Annotated in this window: 3 protein-coding genes; all 3 read right to left on the bottom strand. The window is 69.0% G+C overall.

What is annotated here, in order from left to right; genetic code table 11:
- A complete protein-coding gene (locus AC3A6P_RS29625) occupies positions 1 to 4,437 on the bottom strand; it encodes a type I polyketide synthase (RefSeq protein WP_487695940.1) in 4,437 nt (1,478 codons plus the stop codon).
- Entirely contained in the window at positions 4,434 to 9,824 is a 5,391-nt protein-coding gene (locus AC3A6P_RS29630) for a type I polyketide synthase (protein ID WP_487695941.1), read from the bottom strand. Before AC3A6P_RS29630 ends, AC3A6P_RS29625 begins: the two co-directional genes overlap by 4 nt.
- On the bottom strand, positions 9,824 to 13,438 hold a 3,615-nt coding region (locus AC3A6P_RS29635), incomplete at its 5' end, for an SDR family NAD(P)-dependent oxidoreductase (protein ID WP_487695942.1). The genes AC3A6P_RS29635 and AC3A6P_RS29630, both read right to left, overlap by 1 nt.

The following is a 13,438-nucleotide window of genomic DNA, read 5'->3' on the forward strand; positions in this document are numbered from 1 at the left end:
TTACGACAGCTCGACGAGGGCCAGATCCTCACGGGCGGAATTCAGTTCGTCTTCGGCGTTCGCCTCCTGGATCAGGGTGGTCACCGCGGCCGCGAATTCGTCGGCCAGCGAGGTCGCCGTCGCCGAGTCGACCCGGCGGGTGTCATACCACCAGTCCACGTGCAGCCTGCCACCCGAGCGGTACACCCGAAGCTCCACGGCATGACCGAGGCCGGGGACGGCCTCGCGCACCTGCGACTCCATATCGCTGTCGAACAGGACCGGAGCATCGTCGGAGGCCAGCAGCGACAGATCCGGAATCGTGCCCACATTCGAGTAGAAGACCTCAGCGGGGCGCGCCGCACCGAGGATCCGTGCCGTCGGTGCATAGAGGTGGCGCAGCAGACCGTAGCCGATTCCGTAGTGGGGCACCGCGTTCAGCGCCTCGTGCACACCGTCGAGCTGCTGCCGGGCTGTGGTGTCGTCGGGTTTCGCGCACCTGAGAGCGACTGGGTAGACCGTGCTGAGCCAGCCGACCGTTCGGCGAAGATCGACATCGGGGCGCAGTACCGCTCGTCCCGCCCCCGAAAGGTCCACCGCAACAGTGCCTTCGCCGACGGTGGCCGCGATCGCCCGGCTGAGCGCGGCCAGCAGGATATCGTCGATCGTCAACCCGAGTCGACGCCGGGTGTCATCGATCTCGCTGGTGTCGCCGACGCTCAACGAGGTCGACAGGCGGGTGAGATCGCCGGCCGCGGGCGGTTCGGAGGCCTCGCTGCCGGCCACGCTCACATCGGGCGCGGTTGCGGTCTCCAACCAGAAGTCGCGGCTGTCCACCACCGCGGGATGGGTGGCCAGCGCAGCGCACCGCGCAGACCATTCACCCCATTGCGTGGCAACGGGTTGCAGTTCGATGTCGTTGCCGGCCAGGCGTTGTCCGAACGCGGTGAAGATGTCGGTGAGCAGAACGTCTCGCGAGGTGTCGTCGCCTGCGATGCCGTGCACGCTGAGGGCCAGGTAACTCGGGCCATCCGCCTCACCGGTGACGTAGGTGGCCGCCAGCGGAGGGTTCGCCATCTCCTGCTCGGCGATCTGTCCGCGGCAGATGTCGAGTACCGCCTGGCGTTCCTCCGGACTTCCGGGCAGGAGGCCACCGGGTAGCGCCCTGGTGGCCGGTTCGACGGCCTCCCGCGGCGCATCGATGTGTTGCTCCCAGGTTCCCGCCTGCCGGGTGATCCGGAGTCGCAGCGCATCATGGTGATTGGTGACAGCTGTCAGCACCGCCGTCACGTCCTCTGCACGCACGTCCGGGCGCAACCGCAGGATCACCGGCATGCGCCATTGCCCCCGCTCCTGCACCCCGCGTTCGAGGAACGCGTCGACGTTCGGCGGAAGCGGCGGGTCAGCCGCGTCGTTCCAGGATCGGCGCGCCAGCCCGCCCGCCGCGTACCGGGCGGTCAGGGTCTTGGACAACGAGGAGACGGTCGGGTTCTCGTAGATGTCCTGCGGGGTGAGATCCAGACCTTCGTGAGTGGCCGCCATCGCCACACTGATGGCGACCAGGGAGTCCCCGCCGATCTCGAAGAAATTCGCGGTGCGGTCGACAGAGGCCACGCCGAGGCACTGGGAGAAGACGCGGCCCAGCGTGGTTTCGATCGGCGAGCTGCCGTTGACGGCGCCGTTGGTGGTGGGGGCGGCTGCGCCGGAGGCCGGGAGCTCCGCGCCGTTGACCGGGGCGTGAGTCCTCGCCCGTTCGGTGGCCGGCACGGGATCGACCCAATGACGCTGCCGCGCAAAAGGATAGCCCGGAAGTGTGGTGAGCTGCGGTTGATACTCACCGCGCAGCGGTGTCCAGTCGACATCGATGCCCGCGGTCCAGAGCTGCCCCATCGCCAGCAGGAACGCGTCCCGGTCGTCCCGGTTCTGGGCGTGGTGGCGCATGAGCCTGATGGCACGGTGCCCGTCCGCCCATTTCGGGTGACGCATCGCCGACGCCGTCAGGGTTCCGCCGGGACCCACCTCCACGAACACCCGGCCCGGGTGCGTCAGCAGCGCACCGAGTTCGTCGGAGAACCGGACGGTTTGGCGGATCTGACGTGCCCACGTCGCGGGGTTGGTCGCCTCCCCCGGCGCCAACCACGTTCCGGTGAGATTGGACAGCAGTGGTACCTGCGGTTCGCGCAGTGTCAGGCGGGACATGAAGCCGGTGAATTCGGGAAGCACCGGTTCCATCAACCGCGAGTGGAAGGCGTGGGAGGTGCGCACCCGCCGGGCGGTGATTCCCGCGTCGGCGAGCCGCGCCTGAAACGCACGGATGCTCTCCTCGGCGCCGGCAACGACGCAACCGCCCGGGTCGTTCACGGTGGCGAGGTCAACATCCTCTGCGAGGTATTCGGCGACGGCGTCGGCACTGAGCGCCACCGCCACCATGACCCCGCGCGGTGCGGAGTGCATCAGCCGGGCCCGCATCGACACCGCCTTGGTTGCCGTCGCGAGGTCGAAAACCCCTGCGATGGCGGCGGCCGCATACTCACCGATGCTGTGCCCTGCCATGGCCGCCGGTCGCACGCCGTAACTCAAGAACAGCTGAGCCAGAGCGTATTCGACGGTGAACAGCGCGGGCTGGGTGCGGTCGGTGCGTTCCAGGTTCCGTGCGGTGCCGTCGAAGATCTCGGCGCGCAGATCGATACCCAGTTCAGCGTTGAAACCCGCGGCACACTCATCGAAGTGCGCGGCGAACACCGGCTCGGATTCGTAGAGACCACGGGCCATTCCGACGTGCTGAGCACCCTGGCCCGGGAACAGCAGCACCACCCGGTCCGCGTCGTCGCCGTCTGACACCGATGCGCCGAGCACCACGTTGTCGTGCTCGGCTGCGGCCAGCACCGTCGCGGCACCGTCCAGGTCGGTGGCAACCGCCGCCAGCCGGACGCTTTCGGTCCGCCGGCGTTGCAGCGTGTAAGCCACATCCGGCAGCGCGGGTGCATCCGGGCTCGACAGCGCGGCGGCCATCGACGCACGTGACTGTTGCAGGCTTTCGGGGGAACGCGCTGACAGCAGCAGCACCTGTGGCCCCGACGGCGCTGCCGCCACCGGCGCCGATGGAGCCTCTTCCAAGACAACGTGAGCGTTGGTGCCGCCCACGCCGAACGAACTCACCCCGGCGCGCCGGATGCCGTCCCAGACCCACGGTCCGTACTCGTTGCGGACGACGAACGGTCCTTGCTCCAGGTGCAATTCGGGATTGGGGCTGGTGTAGTGCAGGGTGGCCGGGATCGCCCGGTGTTTGAGGCAGAGGATGACCTTGATCAGACTCGCGATTCCCGCGGCCGACTCGAGGTGCCCGATGTTGGACTTGACCGAACCCAGATAACACGGTCCGGGTCGTTCGTTCTCGGCGAGGTCGAACGCCTGGCGCAGGCCTTCGATCTCGATCGGGTCACCCAGCGGTGTGGCGGTTCCGTGCGTTTCGACGTAGCTCACGCTCGAGGCGTCGATATCGGCGATGGCGTGCGCCTCGGCGATGACGTCCGCTTGACTGGCGGCGCTGGGCGCAGCGTAGGTCATTTTCGCCGAGCCGTCGTTGTTCAGCGCCGAACCACGGATCACCGCGTGGATCCGGTCGCCGTCCTCGATCGCCGCCTCCAGCGACTTCAGCACAACCACGCCGGCGCCACTGGCGAAGATGGTGCCATCGGCACGGACGTCGAACGGGCGGCAGTGCCCGGTCGCCGACACCATCGAGCCCGCGGCGTGGAAGTAGCCGACACGGTGCGGAATGCGCAGGGATGCACCACCGGCCAGAGCCATCTCGGACTCACCGTTGAGGATGCTCTGGCAGGCCAGATGAACGGCGACCAACGCCGACGAACACGCTGTCTGCACCGACATCGCAGGACCGCGCAGGTTGAACTGGTGAGCCACCCGGGTCGCCAGGTAGTCCTTGTCGTTCTGCAACGACAGATTGACCATATCGAAGGTGACCCCCTCGCCGATGATGGCGTTCGGGTCATGATGCGATATGAGGTTGTGCAGCAGGTAGCCGCTGGTGGTGCTCGTGGCGTACACACCGACCGAACCGTCGAGAGTCCCGGGTTCGTAACCGGAGTCTTCCAGGGCATGCCAGGCACACTGCAGGAACAGACGGTGCTGCGGATCCATCATCCGCGCGGCCTGCGGGGTGAAACCGAATGCCTCGGCGTCGAATTCGTCGATACCGTCGACCAGCGCGGCCCGTCGCACATATGCCGGATTCGCCAGCGATTTCGCGCTGACCCCGGAGGCCACGAGTTCGGCCTCCGACAAGGTGGTGATCGATTCCTCACCGCGGCGGAGGTTGTCCCAGAATGCCGACACCGTGTCGGCTCCGGGGAACCGCCCCGCCATGCCGATCACCGCGATCGCGTTGTCCGGCAATGCTTCTGCCCGTGATGCGGTTGCTCCGCTGCTGTTGGTCACGCTCGGTCCCCCACCTTCCGCCGCGTCGCGGCTCGCTGCCGCGCGGCGGCACGCTTCTGAGCTCGGGCGCGGAGGCCCTCCGCGCTGTCTGGCCTGGCCTGGGTGTTCAAGCCGAGCTGACGGATGAGATCAGCCGTCAGGTCCGTCAGCGAGGCACCCTGTAACAGCAGCGCGACCGGCGGCTCGACCCCGAAGTCGGCCCGCACCGTGTTGCGGATCCGCACCGCCATCAAAGAATCCATCCCCAGCTCGGTCAACGGCTGGCCGGTGTCCATCGGGCTGCCCTTGGGATACCCCATCACGGCCATCACCCGTGCACCCAGCCGCGTCGACACCACACGCTCGGCGTCGCCGGCATCGAGTTCCCGCAACGCGTCCGGGCCCGCCCAGTCGTCGTCGGTGTCGTCCTCCAGTTCCTCGGCGAGGAGGGCGAAATAGCCCAGATCGCGCAGTTCCGGGAACGCGGCCGCCACTCGATCCAGTCGCAGCCGGGCCACCCCGATCTGGGTGACGCCGGCGGCCAGTACCGCATCGAGCGCCTCGATCCCCTCGGCGGGAGAGATCGGGTCGAGGGCACTGAACGTCAGTGCGCGGGCGACACCGATCTCGGACCACTGGCCCCAGTTGATCGTGGTGGCGGGCAGGCCGCGGGCCCGTCGCCACGCCACCAGGCCGTCGAGCCAGGCGCTGGCACAGGCGTAGGCCACCTGGCCGGGCGCCCCGAGCAATGAGGACGTCGAGGAGAAGCCGACCCACCAGTCGAGCTCACGATCGGCGGTGGCGGCGTGCAACCGCAGCGCACCGGTGGCCTTGGGCGCCCATACGCGCTCCAGGTTCTCCCGGCCGAGGCCGACGACGATCTGATCGTCGATCACGGCCGCACTGTGCACCACCCCGCGCAACGCCAGCCCCGATTCCTCAGCCGCCGCAACCAGCTTCTCGGCCACCCCGGGCACCGCGATGTCCCCGGTGACGACCGTGAGCTGCGAACGCTCTCCCAGTTCGTCGAGGACTGCCTGCTGCTCGTCCGACGGCGCGGATCGCCCACTCAGGACCACCCGCCCCGCGCCGTGTTCGACGAGCCGGCGCGCGACCACCAGGCCGATACCGCCCAGGCCACCCGTGATGATGTAGGCGCCGTCAGTGCGGACAACGGGAGTGGCTGCCACGAGATCGGCCCGCTCGAGGCGTTCAGCGAACCGGCGTCCCTGCCGCCAGGCCACCACATCGTCACCCCCGGCGATTCCGAGCTCGGTGGCCAACGACGTGTCGTCCGCCGAATCCAGATCGACCACGGTGGTGCGCAGGTCGGGGTGTTCATAGGCCAGTACCCGGACCAGCCCCTTGAGCGCCACGATCGTGGGATCGCCCAGCTCACCGGCGCCGGGGGTCAGGCCGTTCCGGGATGCCAGCCACAGTCGCGGCGACTTGCCGTGCCAGCCGCCGACGATCGCCCGCACGGTCGCGGCGACGTTCCAGGCGAGGTCGCGCCCGCGGGTGACGGCCGCCTCGGAGTCGGCACCGTCGAACGGGTGCTGATCGGTGAAGACGATCACGCCGACCGGAGGGAGTTGCGGCTCCCCCGCTGCCTGCGCGAAGGCCTCTTTCACCGCGGACTCGTCGGACAGGTCGGCGCTGATCACCCGTCGCGCCGGTGAGCGCAGTCGGCCGGCGAAGGCCTCCGCCCTTGTCGCGGACTCGGCGCCCTCGGCGAGCAGCAGCCAGCTGCCTTCGGCGGGCTCGGACTCCGCGGCGGGGGTGACCGGCACCCAGGTGGTGTCGAACACCTTCTGCGCCAACGGCAGTGGCACGGTGCGGCGCTGCACCCGCTGCAGATAGATCCCGGTCAGTTCGGCCGTCGGGTTGCCCGCGTCGTCCATCAGCAGCACACGGCCGAGCTTGCCGGCGCCGTCACCGTCGAGTTCGGTCACGACGGCACGGCACCGCGCCCGTCTACCGATGTCACCGAACACACGGACACTTTCGATCGCGACCGGCAGATAGGTGGCCTCACTCGATTCCGCCAACGACTCGGCGGGCAGCGCAGCGGCCAGGCCCTGCAGCGCCACATCGAGCATCACCGGATGGAGCCGGTAGCTGCGGTGCGGTGTCGCCTCGTCGGGCAGGACGATCTCGACCTCCGATGTTCCCGACGGCTTGCGGACCACCCGGGTCAGCCCCGCGAACGCGTGCCCGTGGTGCAGACCGGTGCGACGCAGCGCGGCGTAGAGATCGGCCGGCGAGACGGCAGTGCCTTCGCCGTCGGGAGGTGTTGATTCGGTGGGCTTCTCGGGCGCACCGATCTCGATTCGGGCCACGGCATGCCGATGCCAGTTGCGGTCGGCGGTGCGGGAGTGGATCTCCACCCGGATCTCGCCGTCATCGGATGTCGTGAGCTGAGTCGTGACTTCCGTGCTGTCGTCGAGGCGCAGCATCTGTTCGACCTCGACGCGGCGCACCGTGAGGGCGGTCGCGGGCAGGTCGAGCGCTTCACAGCCGGCCGCCAGCGCCATCTCGGTGAAACCGGTGGCGGGCAGACAGGCCTGGCCGTGCACCTTGTGGTCGGCCAGCCACGGGATGAGCTGCGTACCGACATCACCACGCCAGACGTGGTCACGACCGGACGGCATCTCCACATGAGTTCCCAGCAGCGGATGTGCAGTCGCCGACTGCCGATTCGCGGCGGTGGGGGTTGCCCAGTACTTGGCGTGCAGCCACGGCGTCGGCGGCAGGTCCGCCAGTCGTGTTGCGCTGCAGCTGCTTTCGTCAAGCTGTCGCACCCCGGCCAGGTTGGTGTGGAACGTCAGGGCTTCCGGATGATCCCTGTTCAATGTTGCGCCCACCCATACCTGGCCACTCGAGCTGACCGCGGCCAGATTCCCGTCGATGGCATGCCGTAGCAGCGGATGTGGACTGACCTCGATGAACGTGGCGTGAGTGTCGGCGGCGGCGGTCACCGCCTGGGTGAACCGAACGGGGCTGCGGAGATTGTTGACCCAGTAGTCGGCGTCGAAGGCCGGTGCCGATCCGTTGAGCGTCGCAACGGTGCTGAACAGCGGGATCTTCGGCGGCGACGGCATCAACCCGGACAGCGCGGCGCGCAACTCCGGCAGGATGGGGTCGACGGTGGGATGGTGCGAGGCGACGTCCACCTCGACCCGCCGCGCCAACCGGCCCCGCGCGTCCACCAACGCCACCACCGCGTCGACCTGATCCGGTGGGCCCGCGATGACGGTCTGCTCGGGTGCGGCGTACACCGCGACCCCGACATCGGGGTAGTCGGCGATCAACGTTTCGGTGGCGTCGGCGTCCAACTCCAGCAGCGCCATGGCGCCCTGACCGGCCAGCCGGGACATCAACCGCGACCGCGTGGCGATCACCGTGAGCCCGTCCGCAGGAGTCAGCGCACCGGCCACCACCGCCGCAGCCACCTCCCCCATCGAATGTCCGATCACCGCATCCGGTTCCACGCCGTAGGACCGCCACAGCGCCGTCAACGCCAACTGCATGCCCACCAGCACCGGCTGGATGCGTTCGATACCGTGCACCGGCTGTCCGGAGGTCAGCACCTGCCGCAGCGAGAACCCGACCTTGTCGACGAACACCGGTTCCAGCTCGTCCACCGCCGTCGCGAAAGCCGGCTCGGATGCCAGAAGTTCCCTGCCCATACCCGCCCACTGCGAACCCTGGCCGGAATACAGGAAGACCGTCCCCGGCCCCGTCACGCTCTGATGAGTGGCCACGACTCCGGGCGCGGGCCGACCGGCCGCCAGTGCCCGCAACCCGGCCGCCGCTTGCAGGTGGTCGGCGGCGCAGACGGTGGCGATCCGGAACTGCCGGGGGCGGTGGTGGTTCAGGGTGTGGGCGACCTCGCCCAGCGGCAGCGACGCACCGGCGTCCTCCAGCCAGTCGGCCAGAGCCGCCGCCGACGCCGCGACCCGCTCGTCGGTCTTACCCGAGACCACCAGTGTGGTGATCGACGGGCGCGCCGGGTTTTCCGGGGCCGCCGGAGCTGGATCCGGGCCCTGCTCGATGACCACGTGCGCGTTGGTTCCACCGAGACCGAACGACGACACAGCGGCCCGCCGGGGCCCTTCGGTTGCGGGCCAGGCGGTCAGGTCCGTGGGAACGAACAACCGGGTCTGCGACGGGTCGATGGCCGGATTCCACTGCGAGAAGTTCAGATTGGGCGGTATGTGGGCGCGCTGCACTGCCAACGCGGCTTTGATGAACCCGGCGATTCCGGCGGCGGCCTCCAGGTGACCGATGTTGGTTTTCACCGCACCCAGCGCACATCGGGCCTCCCCTCGCCCGTAAGTGTCGGCCAGTGCTTCGAACTCGATCGGATCGCCCAGTGCGGTACCGGTTCCGTGCGCCTCGATGTAGTTGACGGACGCGGGTGTCACATCGGCACTGCGCAGCGTCCTGGTGATCACGTCGCGCTGGGCGATCGAGTTCGGAGCCGTCAGGCCGTTGGAGCGGCCATCCTGGTTGACCGCCGATCCCCGGACCACCGCCAACACCCGGTCCCCGTCGCGCACCGCGTCGGTGAGCCGCTTGAGCACCACCACTCCCGCGCCCTCACCCCGCACGAACCCGTCCGCGCCCGCGTCGAAGCTGTGGCACCGACCGCGGGGCGAGAGCATTCCCCACTTCGACATCGCGATCTGCGTTTCCGGGCGCAGGATGAGGCTGACCCCACCCGCCAGCGCCAGGTCACTCTCACGCAGGCGCAGGCTCTGGCACGCCAGGTGAACGGTGACCAGCGACGAGGAACACGCCGAATCCACCGCCACCGCCGGGCCGCGCAATCCCAGCAGGTAGGCGATGCGTCCAACCCCGACGGAATGCGCGTTGCCGGTGGCCGAATAGGCATCGATGCTGTCCGGATTGGCCGCCGAGATACCTTGGTACTCGGTGTAATACACACCCATCATGACCGCGGCCCGAAGCCCGGACAGTTCTTCGGTCGCGATCCCGGCGTGCTCCAGGGCCTCCCACGCCACTTCCAGCATCACGCGCTGCTGAGGATCCATCGCTTCGGCCTCGCGCGGCGAGATCCCGAAGTACTCGGCATCAAAACCGTCCACGTCGGGCAGGAAGCCGCCCCACTTCGATGCCATCCGGCCCGGCGCCAAGGTGTCGGCGTCGTAGAACTCGTCGGCGTTCCAGCGATCGGGCGGAATCTCGCTCACGGCGTCCACACCGTCGGCCAGCAACCGCCAGTACGACTCCGGGCCCACCACACCACCGGGGAACCGGCAGCCGATTCCCACCACTGCGATGGGCTCGGCCGTCGCGATGCGGGAGGCCTTGACGAACTGTTCGTTGAGCGCGGTGCGTTGGTCGGCGGTCATGGCCGACACCCTGTTGAAGATCGTTTTCATCAGAAGCTACCGCTCTCGCTATGTGCCGAAGCCGATTCCACGCTGTCGAACAGCTCGTCCAACACGCTGTCTGCCGAGTCGAGCATCAGATCCTCGTCAGGGGGGCTCACCTGCTCTGTCCGTTGTGGGGCAAGCTCTTCCGCCAGGTAGGCCGCCAGCAGCGAAACCGTCGGATGGTTCCACAACATCGACGCCGACAGGTCGATCCCCGCCGCCTTCTGCGTCTCTTTCAGCACTGCCATCGCCATCATCGAGTCGAGTCCCAGCTCCGGGAACGGCCGGTCCACGTCGACCGCGGATGCCGGCATGCGGAGCTCGCGCGCCAGGATGGTCCGGATCCGCGTGGTCAGCTCGCCGGCCATGGCATCGGGGGCAATCTCCGACCAGTCCTGCAGCGTTGCCACCGACCGGTCCGGATCGTCGGCCGCCGAGCGCTCGGCCACGGTGGCGTCGAATTCGGCGACCACCCTTTCGAAGTAGCCGAGATCGCGGAACTCCGGATTGGCGGCGATGGCGCGGTCCAGGCGCATCCGGCCCACCCCGACACGGGTGAGGTGGCCCCCCACCAGTGAGTCCAGCGCCTCGGTGCCTTCAACGGGTGTGATCGGGTCGAGCACGCTGTAGGTGAGCGCGCGGCTCATCCCGACATCCGACCACTGGCCCCAGCCGATCGCGGTGGCAGGCGACCCCTGCGCACGCCGCCACGTCGCCAGTGCGTCGAGCCAGGCATTGGCGGTGGTGTACGCCAACTGACCGGGCAAGCCCAGCAGCGACGCCATGGACGAGAACCCGACCCACCAGTCGAGCGCCCGGCCTGCCGTCGCCGCGTGCAACCGCAAGGCACCGGCCACCTTGGGCGCCCACACCCGCTCCAGGTCCTCCTTCGTGACCGCGGCGACGATCCCGTCGCCGGTGACGCCCGCCGCATGCACCACGCCCCGCAGCGGCAGGCCGGTCTCCTCCGCGGCGGCGATCAACCGCTCCGCCACGCCGGCCGTCGCGATATCCCCTGCCACGAAGATGATCTGGGCCCGGTCGGCGAGCTCGGCCAGGACGGTGCGCTGAGCCTCCGTGGGCTCGGACCGGCCGTTGAGGACGAGCCGCCCCGCACCGCGGGCAACGAGCCAGCGCGCGACGACCATCCCCAGGCCGCCGAGGCCGCCGGTGACCAGGTAGGAGCCGTCCGCCCGAACACGTGCACCCGCTTCGGGCGGCTCCCCTGGCGCGCGCGTGAGCCGTTCGACGTAGCGGCGCCCTGCGCGCCGGGCGATCACATCGTCGCCGGCCGGGAACGTCAGTTCATCGGCGAAGGCCGCAACCGGGTCCTCCGCGCCGTCGAGGTCGACGAGGGTGGCGCTCAGATCCGGTTCGCCCGCCAGGAAACGAGCCGCCTCCCCGGGGAAGCGCCAGTTGCGGATCAGGCCCTTCAACGCGCCGGCGGCGGGATCGCCGGCCTCCCCACTGCCCGCCGCGAGACCGTTCCGGGTGATCAGCCACAGCCGTGGCGGCGTGTCACGGAAGTGCTCGAAGGCCGCCCGCGCCGCCGCCGAGACGGACCAGACCAGGTCCTGCGCGCGGCCGAGCGCCCCGTCAGGGTCGGTGCCGTCGAACGACCGCTCGCCGACGAGGATGATGATGCCGGTGGCCGGAAGTTCCGGATCAGCCCCGGCTTTCGCGATGGCCGCCAGTACCGCCGACTCATCCGCCAGTTTCTCGGTGAGCACCCGCCTGGTCGGTGAGCTGAACCGTGCCACGAAGTCCCGCGTGTAATCCGTCGTGTCGTCTACCAGTACCAGCCAGCTCCCGGTTGCGTCGGCCGACAGATCCCCGCCGGTTTCGACCGCCGGAGGACATTCCTCCCAGGCGGTGTCGAAGAGCTTCTGGCCCAACGGCAGCGACACCGACGCCGGGTCCACCCGGCGCAACTCGACGCCGCGTAGTTCCGCGGTCACGGTTCCAGCGTCGTCGGTGAGTTGGATCCGGCCCCGGCGAACGCCGTCACCGTCCTGGCGTTCTGAGAGCTCGGCGCGGCAGTGCGCCCGCAGACCGACCTCGCCGTACACCCGGGTCTCTGCCACCGCCAACGGCAGCCAGGGCGAGGTCACCGCCCCGGGGTCCGACTCCGAGGCGGCGTCGACGAGACACTGCAACGCCGCGTCCAGCATCGCGGGATGAATGCGATAACGCGCATGGTCGATGATGCCGGACAAGGCAATGGCCTTCTGCGAGAATGCAGCGGAGTCAGCGGATTCCGTCGCCGGTTGCTCGACGGAGCTCCCGACATCGACGTGTGCCACCGCATGCCGGCGCCAGTCGCCGCCTGCCGAACGGGCGTGGATCTCCACCCGGCTGCGGCCGTCGTCCCCGCAGGAGAGCTGCGTGGTGATCTGCAGGCGGCCCTCCAGAACAAGCGGCTGTTCCACTTCCAGCCCGGTCACCCGTACGGCTTCGGCTGCCCGGCCGAGAGCCTCGCAGCCGGCAGCCAGGGCCAGCTCGGTGACGCTCTCCGCCGACAGTACGGTCTGCCCGTAGAGCTTGTGGGCCGACAGCCACGGCATCATGTCCGGTCCGATCTCGGTCTGCCACATGTGGTCACGGCCGGACAGCATCTCGATGTGCGCCCCGAGCAACGGGTGCTCGGCCGCCATCCGGTGATCGGCCGGCCGTTCCTGGATCCAGTAACGCGAGTGCTGCCATGGCGCCGACGGCATGTCCACGAACCGCCCGCCCTCCGCCGGGATGATTCCCAGCGCGGCGAGTTGAGCTCGGAAGAACAGGGTTTCGTCCTCCACCCGCTTCAGCGCCGACGTGACCACGAACTCCTCCGTGGACAACGAGGCCAGCGTGTCGTCGATCGCGTACGTGAGCAGCGGGTGGGGGCTGATCTCGACGAACGTGGTGTGCTCGGTGGCGGCGCTGGTCACCGCCTGGCTGAACTGCACGGGTGTGCGTAGGTTGTCGACCCAGTAGTCGGCGTCGAACGCCGGGCGGTGGGCGGGCCCGCCGACGGTGGAGATGAACGGGATGGTCGGGGTTGCCGGGGTGAGATCGGCCAGGGCGGTGCGCAGTTCGGGCAGGATCGGATCAACGGTCGGATGGTGAGACGCGACGTCGACCTCGATGCGCCGCGCCAGTCGCCCCTGCTGGTCCACCGCGGCGATCACGGCGTCCACCTGCTCGGGCGGCCCGGCGACCACGGTCTGATGCGGCGAGGCGTGCACCGCCAGCGTCACATCCGGGTATTCGGCGATCAACTGCGCCACGGCGTCGGCCTCCAGTTCCAGTAACGCCATCGCGCCTTGGCCGGCGAGTCGGGACATGAGCCGGGAGCGGGTGGCGATGACCTTGAGTCCATCGGCGACCGACAGGGCTCCGCACACCACCGCCGCGGTCACCTCACCCATCGAATGCCCCATCACCGCATCGGGTTCCACCCCGTAAGACCGCCACAACGCCGTCAACGCCAACTGGACACCGACCAGCACCGGCTGGATGCGTTCGATACCGACCACGTGTTCGCCGTTGCGGAGGATTTCGTGCAGGGAGAAGCCGACCTGCTCGACGAACACCGGCTCCAACTGCGCCACCGCAGCCGCAAACCCCGGCTCCTCCAC

Source organism: Mycobacterium sp. Soil_C_30 (assembly GCF_057656995.1).

What these genes read in the sequence shown, in the direction of transcription:
- AC3A6P_RS29630 (WP_487695941.1), bottom strand. Translation starts at nt 9,824, where the DNA reads ATGAAAACGATCTTCAACAGGGTGTCGGCCATGACCGCCGACCAACGC.